The sequence below is a fragment of the Methanohalobium sp. genome, assembly GCF_018609725.1.
Classification (GTDB): domain Archaea; phylum Halobacteriota; class Methanosarcinia; order Methanosarcinales; family Methanosarcinaceae; genus Methanohalobium.
Genome location: NZ_JAHENT010000086.1, coordinates 15,031 through 36,694, shown reverse-complemented (window position 1 = coordinate 36,694; position 21,664 = coordinate 15,031). Strand labels below are relative to the sequence as shown.

At 37.7% G+C, this 21,664-nt stretch carries 25 protein-coding genes and 1 pseudogene; 19 read left to right on the top strand and 7 right to left on the bottom strand.

The genetic code is table 11. The features are described from left to right. Nucleotides 1-134: 134 nt before the first annotated feature. The 5 genes from cofC to QZ276_RS05760 are packed head-to-tail and all read right to left on the bottom strand — an operon-like array spanning nt 135 to nt 4,410. The gene (cofC, locus tag QZ276_RS05780; RefSeq protein WP_292486115.1) at nt 135-758 is read right to left on the bottom strand and encodes a 2-phospho-L-lactate guanylyltransferase; all 624 of its coding nucleotides are present in this window, start codon (nt 756-758) and stop codon (nt 135-137) included. Between the two features lie 29 nt (nt 759-787). After that, on the bottom strand, nt 788-1,879 hold the full coding sequence (gene cofH, locus QZ276_RS05775; RefSeq protein WP_292486113.1) for a 7,8-didemethyl-8-hydroxy-5-deazariboflavin synthase subunit CofH: 1,092 nt from the start codon (nt 1,877-1,879) through the stop codon (nt 788-790). Between the two features lie 51 nt (nt 1,880-1,930). Then, entirely contained in the window at nt 1,931-2,944 is a 1,014-nt protein-coding gene (gene cofG / locus QZ276_RS05770) for a 7,8-didemethyl-8-hydroxy-5-deazariboflavin synthase subunit CofG (protein ID WP_292486129.1), read from the bottom strand. A 27-nt stretch (nt 2,945-2,971) separates the two neighbouring features. After that, nucleotides 2,972-4,252, bottom strand: a complete 1,281-nt coding sequence (locus tag QZ276_RS05765; protein ID WP_292486111.1) for an NAD(P)/FAD-dependent oxidoreductase — start codon at nt 4,250-4,252, stop codon at nt 2,972-2,974. Beyond that, nucleotides 4,249-4,410 (bottom strand): 4Fe-4S binding protein, encoded by a 162-nt coding sequence (locus QZ276_RS05760; protein ID WP_292486128.1) that lies wholly within the window; start codon nt 4,408-4,410, stop codon nt 4,249-4,251. The genes QZ276_RS05765 and QZ276_RS05760 overlap by 4 nt, the downstream gene beginning before the upstream one ends. Nucleotides 4,411-4,603: 193 nt before the next feature. Here QZ276_RS05760 and QZ276_RS05755 point away from each other — a divergent pair, with 193 nt between their 5' ends. From QZ276_RS05755 to QZ276_RS05680, 16 genes and pseudogenes are all read left to right on the top strand, one after another. Beyond that, entirely contained in the window at nt 4,604-5,023 is a 420-nt protein-coding gene (locus QZ276_RS05755) for a DUF22 domain-containing protein (protein WP_292486109.1), read from the top strand. Nucleotides 5,024-5,037: 14 nt separating this feature from the next. Then, nucleotides 5,038-5,541, top strand: a complete 504-nt coding sequence (locus tag QZ276_RS05750) for a hypothetical protein (RefSeq protein ID WP_292486107.1) — start codon at nt 5,038-5,040, stop codon at nt 5,539-5,541. Nucleotides 5,542-5,809: 268 nt separating this feature from the next. Continuing rightward, entirely contained in the window at nt 5,810-6,205 is a 396-nt protein-coding gene (fpoA, locus tag QZ276_RS05745) for a F420H2 dehydrogenase subunit FpoA (RefSeq protein WP_292486105.1), read from the top strand. Then, nucleotides 6,202-6,759, top strand: coding sequence for a F(420)H(2) dehydrogenase subunit B (gene fpoB / locus QZ276_RS05740; RefSeq protein WP_292486126.1), 558 nt, complete (start codon nt 6,202-6,204; stop codon nt 6,757-6,759). The genes fpoA and fpoB overlap by 4 nt, the downstream gene beginning before the upstream one ends. Nucleotides 6,760-6,762: 3 nt before the next feature. Then, nucleotides 6,763-7,239, top strand: a complete 477-nt coding sequence (fpoC, locus tag QZ276_RS05735; RefSeq protein WP_292486103.1) for a F420H2 dehydrogenase subunit FpoC — start codon at nt 6,763-6,765, stop codon at nt 7,237-7,239. 8 nt (nt 7,240-7,247) lie between these two features. After that, nucleotides 7,248-8,381 (top strand): F420H2 dehydrogenase subunit FpoD, encoded by a 1,134-nt coding sequence (fpoD, locus tag QZ276_RS05730; RefSeq protein ID WP_292486101.1) that lies wholly within the window; start codon nt 7,248-7,250, stop codon nt 8,379-8,381. A gap of 5 nt (nt 8,382-8,386) precedes the next feature. After that, the gene (gene fpoH / locus QZ276_RS05725) at nt 8,387-9,448 is read left to right on the top strand and encodes a F420H2 dehydrogenase subunit FpoH (protein ID WP_292486099.1); all 1,062 of its coding nucleotides are present in this window, start codon (nt 8,387-8,389) and stop codon (nt 9,446-9,448) included. 6 nt (nt 9,449-9,454) lie between these two features. Further along, nucleotides 9,455-9,886 (top strand): F420H2 dehydrogenase subunit FpoI, encoded by a 432-nt coding sequence (gene fpoI, locus QZ276_RS05720; RefSeq protein WP_292486097.1) that lies wholly within the window; start codon nt 9,455-9,457, stop codon nt 9,884-9,886. Between the two features lie 25 nt (nt 9,887-9,911). Beyond that, nucleotides 9,912-10,229, top strand: a complete 318-nt coding sequence (locus QZ276_RS05715; protein ID WP_292486095.1) for an NADH-quinone oxidoreductase subunit J — start codon at nt 9,912-9,914, stop codon at nt 10,227-10,229. Then, nucleotides 10,219-10,479 (top strand): F420H2 dehydrogenase subunit FpoJ, encoded by a 261-nt coding sequence (gene fpoJ, locus QZ276_RS05710; protein ID WP_292486093.1) that lies wholly within the window; start codon nt 10,219-10,221, stop codon nt 10,477-10,479. Before QZ276_RS05715 ends, fpoJ begins: the two co-directional genes overlap by 11 nt. Beyond that, nucleotides 10,476-10,790, top strand: coding sequence for a F420H2 dehydrogenase subunit FpoK (fpoK, locus tag QZ276_RS05705; protein WP_292486091.1), 315 nt, complete (start codon nt 10,476-10,478; stop codon nt 10,788-10,790). Before fpoJ ends, fpoK begins: the two co-directional genes overlap by 4 nt. 4 nt (nt 10,791-10,794) lie before the next feature. Then, nucleotides 10,795-12,795 (top strand): F420H2 dehydrogenase subunit FpoL, encoded by a 2,001-nt coding sequence (gene fpoL / locus QZ276_RS05700; protein WP_292486089.1) that lies wholly within the window; start codon nt 10,795-10,797, stop codon nt 12,793-12,795. Next, nucleotides 12,795-14,282, top strand: a complete 1,488-nt coding sequence (fpoM, locus tag QZ276_RS05695; protein ID WP_292486087.1) for a F(420)H(2) dehydrogenase subunit M — start codon at nt 12,795-12,797, stop codon at nt 14,280-14,282. Before fpoL ends, fpoM begins: the two co-directional genes overlap by 1 nt. Nucleotides 14,283-14,284: 2 nt before the next feature. Next, nucleotides 14,285-15,733: an NADH-quinone oxidoreductase subunit N gene (locus QZ276_RS05690; RefSeq protein WP_292486085.1), complete on the top strand. Its 1,449-nt coding sequence runs from the start codon at nt 14,285-14,287 to the stop codon at nt 15,731-15,733. A gap of 13 nt (nt 15,734-15,746) precedes the next feature. After that, nucleotides 15,747-16,100: a F420H2 dehydrogenase subunit FpoO gene (locus QZ276_RS05685; protein ID WP_292486083.1), complete on the top strand. Its 354-nt coding sequence runs from the start codon at nt 15,747-15,749 to the stop codon at nt 16,098-16,100. Between the two features lie 113 nt (nt 16,101-16,213). Further along, nucleotides 16,214-16,770: pseudogene (locus QZ276_RS05680) on the top strand (RNA-guided endonuclease TnpB family protein); the annotation flags it as partial. 100 nt (nt 16,771-16,870) lie between these two features. On the opposite strand, the gene QZ276_RS05675 reads toward QZ276_RS05680, so the two are convergent. Then, nucleotides 16,871-17,818 carry a nucleoside recognition domain-containing protein gene (locus QZ276_RS05675; RefSeq protein ID WP_292486081.1) on the bottom strand — a complete coding sequence of 316 codons (948 nt, stop codon included), beginning with the start codon at nt 17,816-17,818 and terminating at the stop codon, nt 16,871-16,873. A 79-nt stretch (nt 17,819-17,897) separates the two neighbouring features. Beyond that, nucleotides 17,898-19,010: a fructose-1,6-bisphosphate aldolase/phosphatase gene (fbp, locus tag QZ276_RS05670; RefSeq protein WP_292486079.1), complete on the bottom strand. Its 1,113-nt coding sequence runs from the start codon at nt 19,008-19,010 to the stop codon at nt 17,898-17,900. Nucleotides 19,011-19,189: 179 nt separating this feature from the next. Between fbp and QZ276_RS05665 the strand changes: the two genes are divergently transcribed. The 3 genes from QZ276_RS05665 to pyrG are packed head-to-tail and all read left to right on the top strand — an operon-like array spanning nt 19,190 to nt 21,664. Next, complete coding sequence (locus QZ276_RS05665; protein ID WP_292486077.1) at nt 19,190-19,372, top strand: methytransferase partner Trm112; 183 nt, start codon at nt 19,190-19,192, stop codon at nt 19,370-19,372. Between the two features lie 58 nt (nt 19,373-19,430). After that, on the top strand, nt 19,431-20,054 hold the full coding sequence (locus tag QZ276_RS05660) for a hypothetical protein (protein WP_292486075.1): 624 nt from the start codon (nt 19,431-19,433) through the stop codon (nt 20,052-20,054). A 20-nt stretch (nt 20,055-20,074) separates the two neighbouring features. Further along, complete coding sequence (gene pyrG, locus QZ276_RS05655; protein ID WP_292486124.1) at nt 20,075-21,664, top strand: glutamine hydrolyzing CTP synthase; 1,590 nt, start codon at nt 20,075-20,077, stop codon at nt 21,662-21,664.

Below are 21,664 nucleotides of genomic sequence, written 5' to 3'. Positions count from 1 at the left end.
GGGAGTACTGGCGCCCCGCAAGTGGCAACGGTGTGACGCCCACCGACCACAGAACCCAACGGATTTATCCGTGGGAGTACGTCAGAAAGCAGTAAAATAATTATTTTATACATTTAAGGAAAGATATTTTGTTATTAACATTTAAGTTTTAACCTGCCTTTGGAATCATCGATTTTAAATTTTTTTTCTATATATTCTCTGGATAATCCCTGACCATGCAATAAAATTTCTACAAGGTCATTCGGTTCGTCTATGTCAGTACTTGCCATAAATGAATCGTATATTTCCACTGTATTCAGATTTTTCTTTGCGATGTTACAGTGGGTAAGAAAACTTGAACCATAGTATTTAACTGTAAACTTTTCAGGTTTTTTCAGATAAATTATATTTGTGCCTCCTCCTTTTCCCGGAACAATAACCACATCCTTTTTTGTATTGATAATATCTGTTATGTGGTTTGATTTAACAAGCGGCAAATCAGCCATTATAATAAGTATTGGTTCTTGTATGTTTTTCAAATAAGAATTAATAGCTTCATTTAATCCGTATTCGCTTGTAATAACATTAACATCGAGGTTATCAGGTATACTGTTTGAAGTTGTGGTCAATACATCTATATTTTTTATTTGATTATCTGAAAGTGTGTTAACAACATCTTTTAACATGCTTTCAACAAATTCTTCACGCTCTTTGAGTGTTAAAACAGATGAAAGCCTTGATTTTGCCTTCGTTTTTTTGTATGGGATAACGGCTCTCATTTGTAATCAGGATATTGTTTTTTTGGTAATTATACTATCTGGTATAAAGTGTTTCTTTGTTTTGGAGTCTTTCCTGCACTTTCAATAAGCCATCTAAATTCATCAGGAGAAATAAATTCACCTTCTTTGGAACCTGCGGATTTAGAAATACTTTCTTCTATCAAAGTGCCTCCGAGATCATTGGCACCGTGATACAGTGCAACCTGGGCAAGTTTTTTACCGAGTTTCACCCAACTTGCCTGTATATTATTAACATATCCATGAAGAAGTATCCGTGCAATAGCATGGATTTTTAAATCTTCTATACCGGTTGTGCCAAATCTACCTTCTTTTTTTATCTGTTCTCCAATCGGATTGTTTGAAAGCATGAAAGGAAGAGGCACGAATTCAGTAATTCCATTTGTTTCTTCTTGGATTTTTCTGATTGTTAATATATGATCTATACGTTCTTCAAGAGTTTCGATGTGTCCATACATCATGGTAGAAGTAGTTGGTATGCCTGTTTTGTGGGCAAGTTTTACAACATTTATCCATTCATCAGTAGTCAGTTTATCCGGACATATTATTTCACGTACTCTATCAGAAAGTATTTCGGCAGCAGTACCGGGCATTGAATCAAGACCACTGTTTTTTAATTCTTGCAGTGTTTTTTTTACACTAAGGTTGTTTATTTTAGATAGATGGTATATTTCCATTGGTGAAAATGCATGTATATGTATATCTGGAGCTTCTGTTTTTACAGATTCAAGTATGTTTTTGTAAAAATCAATGCCAACATCCTGAAGCAATCCGCCCTGTAAACATATCTCAGTCAGATACAACCCGGTTTCATCTTTAACCTTTTCCATAATTTCATTTATTGAATAGATGAACCCAGATTCTCCGCTGTTTCTGAATGCACAGAACCCGCAAGTACCTTCACACTGGTTGGTAAAGTTGATGTTTCGGTTGATAATATAGGTGACATCTTTTCCTACGGATTCATAACGCAGTCTATCAGCAAGTGAAAAAAGTTCAAACGGTTCTGTATTGAACAGATAAATTCCGTCCTCTCTTGTACATTCACCCTTTCTGGATCTATGTACAATATCATTAGGAATACTGGAATATTCGATTACCATTTAACCATCTTTGTTTTTTTATTGCTTTGATTGTCAAAATAAAACTTGAATTTAAGTTTTACGATAACCATTCTCGTCGGCAAGGTTGTCTATAATTTTGCTCAACTGGTCACTGTACCAGCCTTTTTGTATATATATTGGATGTATGGGAAGACGTTCCTTTAATGGTATATTGGGTATTATGTTTTCAAGTTCTACTATATTGGGCCATTCAGATTCTGGGTTTATCCAGTCAATTGTTGTAGGGGATATACCGCCCAAATCACTGGCACCTTTTTTTATTAGAAGATAAGGGTCTGTTAAATTGGGAGGAACCTGTACCGTAACATCATCAGGAAGTATCTCCCGTGCATAAGAGACAGTCTCAGACATGGTTGATAGTGATGGTGAGGTGTAATTACTCATGGGTGTTCCAGGTTTTGGAGTGAAATTCTGAATAATGACCTCCTGTATGTGTCCATATTTTTCATGGAGTTTTCTGATTTCATTTAATGATTCAATTCTATCATTTTCAGTTTCTCCGATACCTACAAGGATACCGGTTGTAAAAGGGATTTTCAATTGGCCTGCTGATTTAATAGTTTCAATTCTTTTTTCTGGAATTTTTCCGGGACTATTTTCATGTGCATCAAGTTTGGATATTGTCTCAAGCATTAGTCCCATACTGGCATTTAATGGTTTCAACATTTTCAGTTGTTTTTTATCAAGAACACCAGCATTGGTATGAGGCAGCAGTCCATTATCAATAGCAGTTTTACATAGTTCCATCAAATACTCCAAAGTAGAACTATAACCCTTTTCATAGAGCCAGTATCTGTATTCGGGTACTTCTTCTGCAGACTCTCCAAAAGTAAAAAGGGCTTCAGTACATCCGGATTCATATCCTTTTTTTAGTATCGGAACGATTTCATCCATAGACATAAGCTGTGCCTGGGGGTCTTCAGGGTCACGTCTAAAACCACAGTATCCACACCTGTTTCTACAAATATTGGTCACTGGGGTAAATACATTCCTGCAGTAGGTAACAAATTCAGGTATAGGCATAGTTAAAGAATGATTGAACATCAGATACATAAGTTTAATTACAACTATTTAGGATAAAATCATATCCATTGTATTTAAAACACCTAGTGTAATACCTTCTATTTCTATACCACCTTCTCCTTTAGCACCATCGCCCACTACATAGAGGTTGGATATAGGGGTTTTGTTGGATAAATCTTGGCTGGATGCCGATCTGTTGACAGGCCACCCGTCATGATAGGACTGCACCATTAAAATTTCATAATCTTTGTTTAAAAATATGTCTCTTATATCTTGCAGGCCAAGTTCAATTTCTTCTTCTATATTATCAAGTCTGTCCCACCGCAAACATTGATGCGTCATAACAAGATGTTTCCCTTCAGGAGCAAGGGTTGGGTCCACATTGGTGACTTCATTCATTCCATCTATCCTTTTTGAATATGGAGTAAGAACCACTCCGCCGTGTCCTATTAAAGGTTCATCACATGCTAATGATATTTTAATACCTGCAGATGATTTTATATTCTGTAACTGGTTTTTATATTGGACATATTCTTCAGTTTCTGTAACGTTTTTACATAGTCTGTTGGTCTCTATATGTCCAATATCGCTTATAATTAGGTCTGAATAATATTTATCTCCGTCAGCAACAACTCCTTTTGCATGATTATTAGATGTGATTATTTCAGTAACTTCTTTACCGGTATATATTCTTCCACCATTTTCTTGGATTATCTCTATAAGAGCATATGTAATACCTTTACACCCACTCATTGGAACACCGGGTCCTGAGTAGCGGTACAAATTTGAAATAATCTCAAAAACTTCTTTTGCTGATACATCCGAACTTTTAAGACTTATAGACCACCCACAAAACGAGTTGGCGATTCTTGTAGCCCATTTTTCATTAATATGTTGTTTAATCCAGTCATCAAATGTTCCTTTTTTTGGAGGAAAGTATTTGGTTGTAAAAGCAAGGAAAGCAATTTTTATTCTGTTTATTAATGAAAACGGTACTTTAAAGTCATGAAAAGCCATGTCCCTGAACCCATTTTTATAGTCGGTATCATTATCACTTGCAGGCATACGTATAACAGAGGATGGATTGGAAGTAACAATATTGACATCAGCATTCAGTTTTTTTAACATCTGGGCAAGCGGTCCTGAATCACCGTGTGGAACCATATGCAGTGCACCTGTTGAAAGTTTGAAACCTTTATAATCAATATTTGTGAACCGCCCTCCTGTAAAGGGCAAAGCTTCAAAAACATCAACATCGTGTCCACTTTTTGCAAGATATGCTGCACTAAGTAAACCACCGAGCCCTGAACCTACAACAATAGTCTTCATTCTGTCACCTCTATAGCATTTAACGGGCAGTAATAGGTGCAAATTTTACAATTTGTGCAATCCTGCGTTATCTTTGCTTTTCCCCATACTTGAATAGCATCATTTTTGCAAAAAGTTGCGCATTGTCCACATCCTACACAGTTATCGTTTATTTTCATGGCAAATTCACCAGTAACATCTTCCAAATTCGTTAGTGATTAAAATTATAGTAAATAATTGACTATGCTTCTAATATAAAAGGAGTTATTTATATTTGCATAAAATTTAATTATTTTTGGTATCATGATAATTCATGACAAATTATAGAAAACTATATATAACAGCGAAGTCCCAACCTTATTTGGTGATAGAATGTCAACACAGGTTATACAGGTTGTATCTCGTAAAAATGGTGAACTAAATTCCACCAAAGTGAAAGCATCATCATATGAATTCACGATGGCTACCCGTGCAAAATGGGAAATGATAATAGCAAATGAAGATATGAGTATCAAATCGGGGGAGTTTAAAAAAATTGATGTAAAGGATATTAATGTAGAACCTGATATGGTAGCAATGCCGTGTATTTTTTCACAGCATGCAGTAGCTTCCGTTTTAAAAATTGGTGCAAAGGAGGGGAATGTACCAGTAGATAAAGAAAGGGTTATTGATAGTGCCTATGTAATCGGACAGGAAACGGGACATATAAGAGAAGGAGACCTTTTGGGAGTATTGAATCTGTTTCCGATAATGTTTACACGAGAGGCTACAAAACCGGAAAAAGTTGATTAACGGGGGTTTATTAAATGGAAAATTGCACCATATGTGGTCAGGAACAGGATTCGAAACAGTATGAAGCTTACAATATATGTACTACATGTGTTGACATTCTGGAAGACGTAATGACAGAATATTTTCTAAAAACTATATATAATAACACACCCAAAGCCTATGATAATTTTCTCAATTATTTGTATCGGACTACCAGATATATTTCTGATTACAAGAGGTTAACAAATAATTCAGTAGATTATACCAACAAAATAGATGCACGGGCAAAGGATGCATTGGAACATACAACTAATCCTTCAAAGCAGCGTTATTTTGAACACATGCATGTAGTTCTTGAGTGGCTGAAAAACAATCCGGAATTTTATCATTACTATTTTAAAGAATATTATGTATGTCCAAATTGCAGTGCCTCACTGTTTGAAAAATATACAACTAACTCAATAGGGGAGTGGTTTGTTATAACCTGTTCAAATTGTGAAGCTCTTATAAAAAAATTCTATTCTCCCAAATTGGTTTGATATATTTATTCCAATTTTTTCTGTTTATATTTCCATTTTTTAGAATCATTTGTATTCAGATATAGAAAAATCTTTAAATTAGTTTTCCTTTGGATACTAAACAATAGTTCATGTGCTAGTCATAATAATTAATTTAAATGATGCTTAAAAGCCTTATATATCCCTATTATAATTTGAGTTAAACGAATTTTAAAAATATAGAGATTAATATTGGAAATAATTATATACAAACAACTTGTCAAGAATGAATATCATCAGGTGAGTTACTATGCCAGAGATAATAGACACCAGTAGCATAATCAATAGTTACGTCCCAGTTGCAATCTTTCTGATTGTAGGTGTTGTAATGCCACCGATAACGATGCTTATTGTTAAATTTCTGAGCCCCAGAAGTAAATCAAAACAAAAGTTTACAACCTACGAATCAGGATCAGACCCAACTGGTGATGCAAGAATACAATTCAATGTTGAATACTATATTTATGCAATTGCGTTCGTTCTTTTTGATGTAGAAATACTGTTTTTATACCCATGGGCTACAGTTTATAGGGGTCATGGAATAACATCAATAGCAACAACAGCAATTTTGGCATTCATAGTAATCATGGTTATTGGATTTATTTATGAATGGAAGAAGGGGGCCCTACAATGGTCAACGAAATGAATACCAACACAAATGAAGAAGCTGGAAAACCTTCGGGTGAACTTGAAATACCCGGAGTAATAACAACTAACAGTAATGCAATCAGTGAATTCCTGAAAAAAACAAAAGTTCAGGATATTATTAATTGGGGACGTAAAAATTCACTCTGGTTTATGACCCAGCCAATGGGTTGCTGTGGTGTGGAAATGATTGCCACAGGATGTGCACACTACGACACTGATAGGTTTGGGATTATACCCCGAAACTCTCCAAGACAAGCTGATGTTATGATTATCAGTGGCTATGTGACAAAGAAATATTTCCCCGCTCTCAAGAAAGTATATGAACAGATGCCTTCACCCAAATGGGTAATTGCAATGGGTGATTGTGCAATTAGCGGTGGACCTTTTTATGAATCCTACAGCACTGTACAAAACATCGATGAAATATTCCCAATCGATGTCTATATACCGGGATGCCCACCAAGACCAGAAGCATTAATACAAGGATTTGTAGAGTTGCAGAAAAAGATCACCTCCAAGAAGGATAAAGCCGCAATTTATGGGGAGGCTTAACCAATGGATGCAAATACAATTGTCGATTCATTATCCAGCACATTTCCTGAAGCTATATCTGATGCCACTGTTAAATCAGATATCCGGGTGACAGCATATATAGACAAAGACCATGTAAAAGAAGTATGTGAATATCTCAAAAATGACCTTGATTTCAACCACCTATGTTGTGAATCAGGAGTTGATTATATATTAAGAAATGAATTCGAAGTGGTCTATCATATAGCTTCCTATGAACATCCGGTAGTACTGGCTTTAAAAGCTAGATTAAACAGGGATGACCCTGTGATTGAATCCATTGTCGATGTTTACTGGAATGCTAACTGGTATGAAAGAGAAACCTATGAATTATTTGGAATAATGTTCAAGTATCATCCTAATCTTAAACCGCTTGTTCTTCCAGAAGATTTGCTTGGAGATTGGCCTCTAAGAAAGGATTATGAAGGATTTCCACAAAAAACAGCCAAAAATCTGGTGTAAGGGATAATATGGACGAATTAGAAGAATTAGAATCAACAGAAATGTTAATTCATATAGGTCCTCAGCATCCGGCACAACCTGGACCATTCAGACTTAATCTGAAAGTCAAAGGAGAAACTGTAACAGATGCTCAGGTTGAGCTTGGTTTTATTCATAAAGGTATAGAAAAAATACTTGAAAGTAAAACCTATTTGCAGGGTATACCGATTGTAGACAGAATGTGCTATCTGGCTGCTTTGACCAATGAAGAAGCATTTTGCGGATGTGTTGAACAACTTGCAGGGATTGAAGTTCCTGAAAGGGCTCAATACATCAGAGTAATAACTGAGGAATTATCTAGGATTCAGAGTCATTTATTAGGATTTGGTGAATTTTCTGAATTTATCGGATACCAATCAATGTTTATGTACACCATCAAGGAAAGAGAAAATGTACTTTCTTTGCTTGATAGTATTACAGGAGCAAGAATAACGCATACTTTTCTGAAATTTGGAGGTGTGCGCGAGGACCTGCCGCCCGGTTTCAAGGATAAGTTTACAAGGACAATGGAACAACTCAAAATAACTGTTCTTGATGAATATGAAAGGCTTTTAAAGTCTGATACTATTTACAAAGACCGAACAGTTGGTGTAGGTGTTTTAAGTCCGGAAGTTGCTAAAGAGGTCGGAGTAGCAGGACCCGTGCTCCGTGCAACGGGAGTACCATTTGATATCAGAAAAGATGAACCCTACCTTGTTTATGATGACCTTGATTTCAAGGTATGTACACAAGGAGAAGGAGATTCCTATGCACGTATAATGGTGCGTCTTAATGAAATCCGTGAAAGTATCTATATAATCGAGCAGGCACTGGACCAGATTCCAGATGGTCCCATATTCCCTGAAAGTGCACCTTATGGAAAAAGAACACCTACAATGAGAGTACCAGAAGGTGAAGTCTTTAAAAGAGTAGAAGACCCACGCGGAGAAATGGGAATTTATATGGTTTCAGATGGTTCTGATAAACCTTATCGTGTAAAAGTTAGAGGTCCAGCATACCCTACATTGCAGGCTCTCCCACCGGTTTTGAGAGGGGTTTATGTGGCTGATGTTAACACTATTGCTGGAAGTATGGATGGATGTACAAGTGAAGTGGACAGGTGAAAACTATGGTGATGGATATTATAGCAGGTTCATATGACCTTTTACTGGAATATTTAACCAATCCCTGGATACGAGGATATTTAGGACTGTCTTTGATAGGTTTTATATTCATCAGTGCAATGGCTGCTGTATGGCTTGAAAGAAAAATATCAGCTGATATTCAATTCAGAATTGGACCATGTCGAGTAGGTCCAATAGGAATATTCCAGTTGATAGCGGATGCCATAAAATTGTTTACAAAAGAAGACATAGTACCCAGAAAAGCTGACAGTGTTATGTTCAGGTCAGCACCCATATTCCTGATGGTATCTGTTTTTTTGATGCTTGTAGCAATACCTATTGGAGCAGTTGTCATAAATGGTGTTGCATATCCGCTTGTTGTGACTGATATGGATATCAGTATACTCTATGTAGAAGCAGTTTCATCGATATCAATTATCGGTGTATTCATGGTTGCATACAGTTCAAACAACAAGTATGCATTGCTTGGTGCATTCCGTAATTTTGCAAGAATGGTAGGTTATGAAATACCGCTTGGTATTAGTATAATAGCCGTTGCAATAACTACAGGGTCGTTAAATATTATAGAAATCGTCGAAAACCAGACAATCTGGAACGTTATCTTGCAACCGATAGGATTTTTCGTGTTTTTCGTGGCTCTAATGGGTGATCTTGGTAGACTTCCTTTTGACCAGACAGAAGCAGAGCAGGAAGTTGTTGCAGGATGGCTTACCGAATATTGTGGTATGAGGTTTGGTCTCGGTTTCTTTGCTGAATATATACATATGATACTGGGTTCATTTCTGGTTGTATTGCTCTTTTTGGGTGGATGGAACCTTCCAGGTCTTGGACTACTGACATCCATTCCTGTAATAGGATTTATTATACCGACGCTGGTATTTTTGGGTAAAAGCGCTATAGTTCTGGCTTTTATCATACTGTTAAGATGGGCAGTTCCAAGATTCAGAATCGATCAGGTAGTAAACCTGGGATGGAAGAGGATTATACCATTATCAATAGTAAACCTAATATGGGCAATAGCACTTGGCCTGTTCCTTGGAGCGTGAAATAGTATGGTATTAGAAAATATTGTAAAGGCAATCAAAAGTATATACCACCCTCCTGTAACCATAATGTGTCCTGAAGAAAAATCAAGAGGCATCCCTGAAAGGTTCAAAGGGCTTCAGGTACTTGATAAAAGTAAATGTATAGGTTGTGGTATTTGTGCCAATACATGTCCCAATAACGCAATCAAGATTGTAAGATCAAGAGTAAGTAAAACAAGTGATAAACAGAGATGGTTCCCTGAAATTGATATTGGACACTGTATGTTTTGCGGATTGTGTATTGATCAATGTCCTCAGGATGCTCTCTCAAGTTCTAGAATTTACACTTCTGGGGTAGTAAAGTGGAATCATGAAGATTTACTTTTTACACCTGATGAACTTGCACGGGAAGTAGAAATTGGAGAAGATGAATATAACGAAGAAGAATTGAAGAAATGATTAAAACCAAAAGGGCGGTGAAAAAATGGTAGCAATTTTAGATTATTTAACGTCTTTTACTTTCGATGACCTGACTACCCTTGCAAGGTTTGGAGCATTCGCTTTGCTTTCCCTAATTGTTATACTGTTTTCATTACTAACAGTAGTATCAAGGGATGTAGTCAGAGCTGCAATTTCACTTATTGTTTCATTGTTTAGTGTAGCTGGATTATATATCCTGCTTAATGCCCAGTTCCTTGGTGTAGTTCAGGTGCTTGTGTATGTAGGAGCAGTAGGTGTATTGATATTATTTGGTGTCATGTTGACAAAAACAGAAGCAGGAAGTGGTCCATATGTTAGGTAAAATTATAAACGTTATAGTAGCACTTCTGGTAGTTCTATTATTCCTGGGCATGATGGGTGTTTCAGTAATTGGGACAGGTTGGGACACTGTAGAAGAGCTCCCCCAAACCCCAGAAGACCAGAGTAATATAGAACGGATAGGTGTATCGGTTTTTACCAAATATGTAGTACCCTTTGAAATCATGGCTATAGTATTATTATCGGCACTTATAGGTGCTTTTTATATGGGCAGAGGAGCTGATAGTAAATGATATTGCCAGCAATTCCGTTGCCATTCTACCTAATCCTTTCAACGGTAGTGTTTTCTATCGGTCTGTTGGGTATAATGACCAAACAAAACGGTGTACGCCTTTTGATGTGTGTGGAACTCATGCTCAATTCGGCGAACATCAATCTTGTAGCATTTTCCAGTTATAACAATGATATTACAGGACAGGTATTTGTACTATTTACTATAGCACTGGCAGCAGCTGAAGCAGCGATAGGATTTGGAATATTTATGGCTGTTTATAGAATGAAATACCGGATAGAGCTTAATGACTTTAATATATTGAGGTGGTAATGATATGCCTATAGGTGATTTTGCTTTTTTAATACCACTATTACCGGCACTGGCTTTTGTGATAACATTCTTTTTAGGTAAGAAGATGTATGCAGGCGGTGCACTGGTTCCGATAGGAGCAATAACGTTATCGTTTGTTATATCTTTGCTAATAACATTAAACCTGCTTCAAAATCCGGACCAGATTGTAGCTCAATCTGTTGACTGGTTCGGAGCTTTCAATCTGGGTATCCTGATTGACCCACTGGCGGCAGTAATGCTGACGATGGTATCCTTTGTGAGTTTACTGATTCATATTTATTCTGTAGGCTATATGGAACATGACAAATCCAAACCCAGATATTTTGCAGAGACTGCACTATTTACATGTTCTATGCTTGGTCTGATACTATCGGACAATATTTTGCAGATGTTTGTATTCTGGGAACTTGTAGGTTTAAGCTCATATCTGCTTATTGGGTTCTGGTATGGGAAACCATCGGCTGCATCAGCAGCAAAGAAAGCCTTCTTGACCACCAGGATAGGAGACGTAATGTTTCTGGCAGGTATCATAATCCTGTTTTCGGATTTGTTCGCAATCTTTAACGGATTCCCTGACAATGCCTATATGCTACAGTTTACTGAAATGTTTAACCATATCCCTGAAATAGCAGGGATGAGCGCTCAAATCTTTGGATTTGAAGTTAGTCATCTTACACTGATAACCTTGCTGTTTTTCGGTGGAGCAGTAGGTAAATCCGGACAGTTCCCACTCCATGTGTGGCTTCCGGATGCTATGGAAGGTCCTACCACAGTTTCTGCACTGATTCATGCAGCAACCATGGTAACTGCAGGTGTTTACCTTGTTGCCAGAACATTCCCGATGTTCATCTCTGCACCGGATACACTAATAGTCATTGCTTATCTTGGTGGATTTACCGCATTGTTTGCAGCAACCATGGCTATAGTTATGAACGACCTGAAACGTGTGCTTGCCTATTCCACCATCAGTCAACTGGGATACATGATGCTTGGACTTGGAATGGGTGCAGTTATCGGGATGGAGGCTGTAGGTCTTTCAATATTCCATCTTATAAATCATGCATTTTTCAAAGCACTACTTTTCCTGTGTGCTGGAAGTGTGATTCATGCAGTAGGAACACATGATATGAGAGAACTCGGCGGTGTAGGAAAACTAATGCCTATTACTGCAATAACGATGCTTATTGCCGGACTTTCACTTGCAGGGTTTGGTATACCCGGTACGATTATAGGTACCAGTGGATTTTTGAGTAAAGATGCTATAATCGAGGCAGCATTCCTTTTCGGAGAACAAAGCCATAACTGGCTTCCATACATATTTGCCATAGTCGGTGCATTCCTGACATCGGCTTATATATTCAGGTTACTGTTCATGACCTTCACAGGTAAACCAAGAACTGATTATGAAGGGCACGAATCACCGTCATCCATGACTGTGCCTATGGTTATTCTTGCAGCATTTTCGCTATTCTTTGGTATGTTTACAACAGGAATGTTTTCCAGATTCCTGGGAGATACATTCAATTTCATAAATATGAATCTGAATGAACTTGCTACAAGTCTTGGTAACTATGAGCTACTACATGAAGCGGGTCATGAACCATTAATAATTCTGTGGTTGCCTCTTATACTCGCAGTAGCGGGTCTTTTGATTACGTATCTAATATATCACCGCAGAGTTCTGGATTTCAGTGTGTCCAGAAACAATCCGGTTTACAAACTGATATATAACAGATACTATCAGAACGAGATACTTACTGAAGGTTTTGCAATAAAAGTGGTCTACGAAGGGTTATCACTTGCATTGTATCATATAGATAGAGGTATTAACTGGATTGTAAATGCAATAGGTTCAGCTCTTACTGAAGCAGGACATATGTTCAGACATGTCCAGACAGGAGTTGTCCAGAACTACGCAACAGCGATAATTGCAGGTGTAAGTCTTCTGGCAATACTGGTTAAAATAATCATGGAGGTAATCTAATGTTGCCTGTTTTATCAATGTTGATATTGGTACCGTTAATATTTGCAGTAATAACATTTTTCACGAAAACGAAAGAACAGGCAAGAACAACTGCACTGACTGGCTCAGTTATATCTCTGGTTCTTGCGCTGTATATGTACATGAATTTCGACAGCAGTATAGCCAGTCTACAATTTGTGGAAATATCAAAATGGGTACCATCACTGGGAATAACCTACTCGGTAGGTGTTGATGGTGTATCAATGCCATTGATACTGCTCAATGCAATTGTAATTCCATTTTTGATAATCTATTCATGGAATGAAGAAAACCCCTATCCAAACAGATTCTTTGGTTTGATTCTTGCGATGCAGGGAGCAGTCATAGGTGTATTTGCAGCCCTTGATTTCTTCTTGTTCTACGTATTCTGGGAACTGACCCTTATACCTCTCTACTTCATGGTAAGTCAGTGGGGAGGTCCAAACAAAGACTTTGCAGCTATCAAATTCTTCATTTATACACATGTAGCATCACTGGTAATGCTGTTGGGTATATTTGCCCTGTATTTTACTGCATGGAGCCAGACAGGAAGTCCAACGTTTAATATACAGGAATTGTTAACCCAGTTCCAGTCTTTTGAAGCTCCATTGGTAAAAGATGCAATATTTATCGCACTTCTGTTCGGGTTTATAGTAAAAATACCGACATTCCCGTTCCATTCATGGCTTCCGGATGCATATACTGAATCACCGATAGCAGGCAACGTATTGTTCATACTCTTAAAAATCGGAGGTTATGGACTTTTCAGAATTATGCTTCCAATACTTCCGTTTACAGGAACACCTAACCTGATGATTTCCATTATGGCAGTGCTCGGGACAGCAAGTATTATCTACGGAGCATTTGTAGCACTTTCCCAAAGAGATTTCAAACGGATGATTGCCTTTGCCAGTGTAAGTCATATGGGGTTTGTAGTTCTTGGTTCAGCAGGTCTTGTTTCACTTTCTGTATCAGGAGCAATGTTCCAGCAGTTTTCACACGGACTGATTTTAAGTGTGATGTTTATGTCGGTTGGAGTAATCCAGACCAATGCAGGAACCAGAATAATCAATCAACTGGGCGGTCTTTCAAAGAAGATGCCAAAACTTGCATTAATAATGGTGGTTGTCTTTATGGCATCACTCGGACTTCCGGGTCTTACCGGATTCGTTGCGGAATTTCTGGTATTGACCTCCAGTTATGTGAATCTCCCCGGTTATGTGCTGGCGGTTATGATAGGAATTGTTATTACAGCAGCCTATCATCTTTGGGCTATGCAGAGGTCGATGTTTGGAGTATATAACGAAAAACTTGGAGATGTAAAAGATCTTACTAACTACCAGAGTTTATCAATGGCAGTGATTTCATTGCTTGTGATATACTTTGGATTGAACCCTAACCCGGTGCTTGATATGATGATAACGAATTCAGAACATATTGTCAGTCTTTTATCTGTTGCGGGGGTGTAATATTGAATGGTATAACGTTATTTGCACCCGAGTTAACAGTAGTTGCGACTGCGTTGGTTGTATTGCTAATCGGATTATTCCTCAATACTGAATCAAAGAAGGTACTGGGATACCTTGCATCAGCAGGTCTTTTTGCATCTTTGGTTTTAACGCTGATGAATCTGGATGCAAATGCAGTAATGTATTCAGGAACGCTGACAGTTGATGCGCTTTCCCAGTTTTTCAAAATCGTATTTTTGATAGTAGCATTACTGGTTTCAGTAGCATCCATCAAATATACAGAAAACAATGAACACGTAGAAGAATACTTTACACTGGTCTTGTTGGCAGTAGTCGGTATGATGATGGTAGCATCATCCAATGACTTGCTGGTGTTGTTCATTTCCTTTGAACTTGCGAGTATATCCACTTATGCACTTGCAGGATTTGAGAGGAGGAACCTTAAGTCACTTGAATCCGCAATGAAATACTTTATAATCGGAGCATTGTCTTCTGCGCTGATGCTTTTTGGTATTTCTTTCGTCTATGGATTGGCAGGTACTACAAACATTCCGGAAATAGCCCAGAACAGTGCAATGCTTGTATCATCTCCGCTTGGAATTGTATCAATTGTCTTACTGGTTGCAGGATTTGGTTTCAAGATAGCACTTGTTCCATTCCATATGTGGGCACCGGATACATACGAGGGTTCACCTTCGGTAGTATCTTCATTACTGGCAGCAGGTTCCAAGAAAATGGGATTTGTGGCGGCTTTCAAGGTATTTATGATTGCGCTTGTGGCTCTTAAGACTGAATTGACGATGGCATTTGCAATATTGTCTGTAATTACCATGACGCTTGGTAATGTGATAGCTCTTTCACAAAACAGTGTCAAACGAATGCTTGCATATTCATCGGTTGCTCAGGCAGGATATATATCCATGGCTTTTGTTGTGATGAGTCCAATGGCAATAACCGGTGGATTGTTTTACATACTCTCTCACGGGTTTATGAAAGCAGGAGCATTCCTTGTTACAGCAGTAGTAGGTTACATGATTCTTTCAGAAAATAGGGAAGCAGAAAATGTTGACCATCTGGAAAATTTCAAGGGACTTGCCAAAAGAATGCCGATATCAGCATTTTCCATGATGATATTTGTATTTGCACTGGCAGGAATACCACTGACAGCCGGATATATGAGTAAATTTGTCCTCTTCTCCTCAACTATTGAAGCAGGGCTTGTATGGCTCGCAGTAATTGCAATCCTTAATAGCGCAATATCTCTGTACTACTATGCAAGGGTTGTAAAGTATATGTATTTCTATCCTGCAGAAGGAGAAAGAGTTTCAGAGCCACTTCCATATGCACTGACACTGATAGCCGCAGTAGTAGGTGTTCTTATACTGGGATTCTGGCCAGAACCCTTTATACAGTGGGCTATGGAAGCAGCAAATGTGTTAATTGCAACATAATGGAGGTAAATAAATGGCAGATTGTGAACTATGTGGAGAAAGCCTTCCTACACTGTGTCCGGTAAGAGTCTATGCTCCCAAATTAATAATAACATATCCTGAGGGAGTATGTAAAGGTCTATGTCCGACCTGTGTCAAGGCTGCAGAAGATACATATTCAAAACTGGACCAATCCATCCTAAATGTATCCAGTGGAAAATGTAATCTGTGTGGTAAGCCATCAAGGTTGTACCCTGTAGAGGTGCAGATCCCATCTTTCAAAGAAGGTGTCGAGAATATAGATATGAATCTCTGCAGAACATGTCTTGAAGCCTGCCATGAAACCCATGAAAAATATCATGAGAAATTTGAGGAAGCTTACCACTAAAAGTGGAATCAGGGATTGTTAAACAATCCCTGCAACTATTTTTATATTAATTTTTTGTAATAACTGATGTGTAAAAACCTCGATGTCTTTAGCATCGCATCAAATTGTAGATTTCTTATAACCGTTGGTGGAACAAAGTCAAAAGCAGATTGCAATCTGTATATGATAAACAGGATATAAAATCAGGTCAGAAACTGAACTGGTTGTTCGAGAAAAGGAAGAACAAGATTAATGATTTCATGAACCAGAGTGTTAATTATATCATTAAACACTGTATAGTTTATAAAATCGGCAACATCATAATCGGAGAACTGGAAGACATTAAACAGAATTCCAACATGGGTAAAAAGAACAACCAGACCTTTCAGACTATACCTTTTGGCAAATTCAAGCAAAAACTTCGGTCTAAATGTGAATACCACGGTATCAATTGCATAGAAGTTGATGAGGCATATACCAGTAAAACCGATGCTCTTGCATTAAAACCCATAGAAAAACATGAAAAATACATGGGTAAAAGAGTCAAGAGAGGATTGTTTCAATCTTCTACTGGTAAACTGCTTAACGCCGATGTTAATGGAGCATTGAACATATTAAGAAAAGTAGTCGGTGATTCCTTTACAGGGTAACCGATAGTGGGTGTGTGAACCATCCAAGAAGGACTTTGTAAATTGAAAATTTACAAATATCTTTAAATCTTTGATTTAAAGAGTAAGACTCTTCGAAGTAAACTCCTTCTGAAGCCACTTGGTTTTTAGCCAAGTGGTAGTTCACCCTGCAATTGCCAGTAATATAAGAAGAAGAATAAATCTTATCATCACACTGATTGACATTGACAGGGTAACTATACCCAGACCAAGACGGAACCCAAAAATAGAAACATATCTTGGAGCCATATTTTTTATACCAAGTAGTGGTAGCATAAACATACTCCCTACCATAAGAACAATCATCGCCTGCAGATATGATATACTTCCGCTGTGTATCATGGGTCCAAGAATGGATGCACCCAGTATTGGGCTTGCTATATAAGATGTCAGAGGTACTATACTCTCAGATGGCAGTCCAAAAATCTCGGCAAGAGGTAAAACGCTAAAAACTTCAAATGCTCCTTGGTCTCTGAGTACAAACACAAGAGTGGTCATGAACAAATAAATAACTGCAATTTTTAAGAACAATTTTTTCTCTCTTTTTAAAGACCTCCATAAAGCGGTTTTCAGAGATACTTTTTCGGTTTCAGGAGTTTCAGAAACCTTGCAAGGGTTTTCTACAAGAAATAACCTACTTGCAACCACGACGACTATAATTTTTATTATTGATGTTATGATAAATACAAAAGCATAAAAACTTCCAACTACGACACCAAGTGCAGGTAGCATTATGGGTATCTGATAGGTAAAAATCGACCTGATGTATGCGGGAGTACTATTCATGAGAGAACAGAGTAATACTTCTCTTCTGTTCAAGCATCCATCGTCTTGGCGTTTGACAATCATGGTATTTGCAGCAACTGAAGAACCGAGAGCTACCAGAAATGATGAGGCACAGGTTTCTGGAAGATAGGTGTACTTGAATATGGGGCTTGCAAAACGAGATAATTTTTGCATTAGTCCCTTTTCAATAAGCATCCCACTACCAAATATTCCTATAAATATCATTACAAGTACAGGTACTGCAAAATCAAGAACTCGGACGAACAGGTCCAGATAATAATTCATACAGTAATCTTATTGATAGAAGAATAAATTAAATTAACTGGTTTGTAAAATGAAAATAGGATAAGATATGGTATAAGTATTAATCCATATCTTCAAAACGGTGATTGATTTTTTCCATGACATCAGGTAGTGTAGTATATTCCATTTCTTCTTCTGGGAGACGGTGTGGTTCGAATGGACCATGTGCCCGCATATAATCAGACACCTGATGTGCTTTTTCTCTGGCTTTATCAAATGCCGGATCTGCAAATGAATCAACTGGACCTATCAGCATACCGTCTTTGACTTGGAATCCAAGACATATAGCTCTTGGTGGTCCATCAAATCTTGTAGGTGCAGCATCTTCCACCGGTACAGGCATCAGAGGTCCGTTGTGAGATCCTTTCATCCATCCACTGACAAGTTCTGGGTGAGTAAACGGTTCAAGTATCTCACCGGCAGCAGGCAGACCTGACTGGCCTCTGACAACCGCAACAGGATCGTCTTTACCCACATATTCGCCTGCTATATGTGATAGTTTTTCGGTTGATATTACAGCAGCAGGTTCTTGAGGATTTGCTTTTGGATTATCTTCTTTTGGATATGCTCTTTTGATTACATATCTGCTTTTAGCACCTATAAGAGCAAGCATGTCGTAGAGGTCATCTGGGCAGTAGAAATTAATTTTTTTACTTTCTTTGATATCCCACACTTCAAAAACAAAACCAGAGTGCATATTCGGGTCAAGCACCAGACCAGCGGTGTTGAACGGGTCAGCAAATATCTTGTACATTGGCAGATTGAATGCACCGGGTTCAGTTTTGTCCATCATAAAAGTAAATACAGGGTTGCTTTTTCTTTCTTTAAACTCCATTTCTGCAATACCAGGGCCTAGACCTTTGATGTTTCCGGAAAAAGCATCGCTTAAAAGATCTTGTCCGGCACCATACAATCCTAGTTCTTTTGCTTTTTCAGTAGCCTTTAAAAAAGCATTCCAAGCGATTTCATATACTTCTTCACTTTCTTCACCCTTATCATGGGTTATGATAAGTTCAAGGTCATCACCGCAGTGTGTAACAAAGTAATCAAATATATCTTTTCCTTTTGCCTCTTCAAGAACTGATATAGCACTTTCTTCAAGTTCTTCGGGCACAACGTGATGTCCGGCTACACTGCCTACATCTGCTTTAATAGCACTAAAAGTTGTTTCCATAACCTTCACCTCCAATCAAGATTAGGTATTAATTGCAAATTTATCCTAAACTAAAGTATGAATGTTATTTGAAACTCTCGGAACTGCTTAAATATTTTCTGGTGTTATGTTTTTATATATGCTTTTAGTTTACCAAAAGGTTGATATGATTGATGATGTATCCAGTGTTAGGTGAGCAGTTGAAAAAAGAATTAATGGACATACTGGCATGCCCTATCTGTAAAGGGGATTTGGTTTTAAACATTGTCGAAGAAGATGAAGTTGAAATAAAATCAGGTACGTTTTATTGTTCACAATGCAAGGAATACTACCCTGTAGAAGACGGTATACCTAATCTGATCCCGCCAGATATTAGAGAATAAGTATTAGTTTTTATATTCAAGAATATATATGTTATTGCAACAGGTACATATTAACAGGTTGGAAATTAATTCGATTGAATTTGAAGATGATATTGTAGAAATACCTTTATCACCTGGTGGAGAACATTCTTTTGAAATAGCTGTGATTAATTACGGTTCACCTACAAATGTTTATTTTTCAATCAGTGATAACCTCAAAGACCATATAACTTTCCTTGAAGATAATCCATACGTCCGACACGAGGAGTACGTGCCAGTAATATCACATCTTCCAATAGGAGGAGAGGGATTTGTAGAAGGAGACATTTATGTAACAGTTGGATACGGATCAAAAACTTCTGGTTTTTCGATAAAAATAGGTAGTGAAAAATCAGCAAATATTTCAGTAGAAGTAGATGTTGATGACCACATAACAGTGGATAATAAATTTGAAGTGAATCGAAACAGTAATAAAGGGGATTCTGATAGTACATCGTATTCAATAAAATCAAGTTTGGATGTATCATCAAAACTTGCCCTGTTAATAGCAGGTGTATTGATTGCATCCTTTATGATATACGTCCTGTCAACCCAATCTACAGGAATAGAATTTGAAATGGGATTTTACCCAGCAGTAATACTGGCGATATTGTTTACAGCATTGATAATGTATTTGTTTTTAAAACTCCCGATTAATAAATGAAAAAGGTAGTTGGATTCAATATGAAGTACATCGTAGTTACCGGCGGAGTAATGAGCGGACTGGGAAAAGGCATTACAACCGCATCTATAGGACGGAATTTGAAAAATAAGGGTTATAGGGTAACAGCAATCAAAATAGACCCCTATATAAATATAGATGCAGGAACGATGAGCCCTTATCAGCATGGTGAAGTTTATGTTTTGAAGGATGGGGGAGAAGTAGACCTCGACCTTGGTAATTATGAACGGTTTCTGGATACGGAACTAACTCATGACCATAATATAACCACCGGTAAAATCTACAATTCCGTAATATCAAAAGAAAGACGTGGAGAATATCTGGGAAAAACTGTCCAGATTATACCTCATGTGACAAATGAAATAAAAGACTGGATAAGAGATGTAGCATCTGATAGTGGTGCAGATATTTGTCTGATAGAGGTAGGAGGAACAATCGGTGATATTGAAAGTATGCCTTTCCTGGAAGCTCTGAGGCAGATGCACAGAGAGGAACCAGAGGATAATACTATTTTTGTACATGTGACACTTGTTCCACTTGATGCACAGGGTGAACAAAAGACCAAACCTACCCAGCACTCTACAAGAGATATGAGAGAACTTGGGCTTGCACCAAATGTGGTTGTAGCCAGATGTGAAGAACCTCTACTGGAAAGTACAATTTCAAAAATCTCGTTGTTTAGTGATGTTCCTGAAGAGGCTGTTATAAGTGCAAACGATGTTGAAGATATTTATGAAGTCCCTCTAATGTTGGAGAAGGAAGGACTTACCAATTATCTAATGAAAATGCTCAATCTTAATAAAATAACCGAGGATACTTCCTGGAATGAAATGGTTTCAAAAATGAAATCTATCACCGGCGAAGTTAAATTTGCAATAATCGGTAAGTATACACATCTTGGAGATTCTTATATAAGCATCCGTGAAGCTTTAAAACATGCTGCGATTGAAAGCGGTTGTAATTTTAAATCAACATGGATTGATGCTGAATTGATTAATAGAGATTCTGATGCACTGGAAAACCTTTCTGATTACGATGGAATACTTGTACCAGGTGGGTTTGGTGAAAGAGGTATTGAAGGAAAAATTAAAGCCATCCAGTATGCAAGAGAGCATGATATTCCGTATCTTGGACTATGTCTGGGTATGCAGCTTAGTGTAATTGAGTTTGCAAGAAATGTGGTGGGGTTAGAAAATGCCAATAGTACCGAGTTCGATCCATATACTCCTCATCCGGTTATTGATATCCTCCCTGAACAGAAAGACCTTGTTAATATGGGAGCGACAATGCGCCTTGGAACTTATGAGGCATGTTTAAAACAGGGTACACTGGCACAGCAAATCTATTCAGCTGATGAGATAGTAGAAAGACACAGACACAGGTACGAAGTAAATCCTGAATATATTGAAAAAATTGAAAAACACGGAATGATATTTTCGGCAATGAATAATGGAAAACGTATGGAAATTGCAGAAATACCCGTGAAAAAATTCTTCTTCACATCACAGTTCCATCCGGAATTTACATCCAGACCCGGGCATCCATCTCCGCCTTTCAAAGCGTTTATTGAAGCAATGATGGATAACAAATGA

Bases quoted from the DNA above. Each gene is read 5' to 3' on its own strand.
- cofG (WP_292486129.1), bottom strand. From the start codon at position 2,944: ATGTTCAATCATTCTTTAACTATGCCTATACCTGAATTTGTTACCTAC.
- QZ276_RS05675 (WP_292486081.1), bottom strand. From the start codon at position 17,818: ATGAATTATTATCTGGACCTGTTCGTCCGAGTTCTTGATTTTGCAGTA.
- fpoJ (WP_292486093.1), top strand. From the start codon at position 10,219: ATGTTAGGTAAAATTATAAACGTTATAGTAGCACTTCTGGTAGTTCTA.
- fpoC (WP_292486103.1), top strand. From the start codon at position 6,763: ATGGATGCAAATACAATTGTCGATTCATTATCCAGCACATTTCCTGAA.
- QZ276_RS05765 (WP_292486111.1), bottom strand. From the start codon at position 4,252: ATGAAGACTATTGTTGTAGGTTCAGGGCTCGGTGGTTTACTTAGTGCA.
- fpoL (WP_292486089.1), top strand. From the start codon at position 10,795: ATGCCTATAGGTGATTTTGCTTTTTTAATACCACTATTACCGGCACTG.
- QZ276_RS05750 (WP_292486107.1), top strand. From the start codon at position 5,038: ATGGAAAATTGCACCATATGTGGTCAGGAACAGGATTCGAAACAGTAT.
- cofH (WP_292486113.1), bottom strand. From the start codon at position 1,879: ATGGTAATCGAATATTCCAGTATTCCTAATGATATTGTACATAGATCC.
- pyrG (WP_292486124.1), top strand. From the start codon at position 20,075: ATGAAGTACATCGTAGTTACCGGCGGAGTAATGAGCGGACTGGGAAAA.
- QZ276_RS05760 (WP_292486128.1), bottom strand. From the start codon at position 4,410: ATGAAAATAAACGATAACTGTGTAGGATGTGGACAATGCGCAACTTTT.
- fbp (WP_292486079.1), bottom strand. From the start codon at position 19,010: ATGGAAACAACTTTTAGTGCTATTAAAGCAGATGTAGGCAGTGTAGCC.
- fpoH (WP_292486099.1), top strand. From the start codon at position 8,387: ATGGTGATGGATATTATAGCAGGTTCATATGACCTTTTACTGGAATAT.
- QZ276_RS05755 (WP_292486109.1), top strand. From the start codon at position 4,604: ATGTCAACACAGGTTATACAGGTTGTATCTCGTAAAAATGGTGAACTA.
- QZ276_RS05685 (WP_292486083.1), top strand. From the start codon at position 15,747: ATGGCAGATTGTGAACTATGTGGAGAAAGCCTTCCTACACTGTGTCCG.
- QZ276_RS05715 (WP_292486095.1), top strand. From the start codon at position 9,912: ATGGTAGCAATTTTAGATTATTTAACGTCTTTTACTTTCGATGACCTG.
- fpoB (WP_292486126.1), top strand. From the start codon at position 6,202: ATGAATACCAACACAAATGAAGAAGCTGGAAAACCTTCGGGTGAACTT.
- fpoD (WP_292486101.1), top strand. From the start codon at position 7,248: ATGGACGAATTAGAAGAATTAGAATCAACAGAAATGTTAATTCATATA.
- fpoK (WP_292486091.1), top strand. From the start codon at position 10,476: ATGATATTGCCAGCAATTCCGTTGCCATTCTACCTAATCCTTTCAACG.
- fpoM (WP_292486087.1), top strand. From the start codon at position 12,795: ATGTTGCCTGTTTTATCAATGTTGATATTGGTACCGTTAATATTTGCA.
- fpoA (WP_292486105.1), top strand. From the start codon at position 5,810: ATGCCAGAGATAATAGACACCAGTAGCATAATCAATAGTTACGTCCCA.
- cofC (WP_292486115.1), bottom strand. From the start codon at position 758: ATGAGAGCCGTTATCCCATACAAAAAAACGAAGGCAAAATCAAGGCTT.
- fpoI (WP_292486097.1), top strand. From the start codon at position 9,455: ATGGTATTAGAAAATATTGTAAAGGCAATCAAAAGTATATACCACCCT.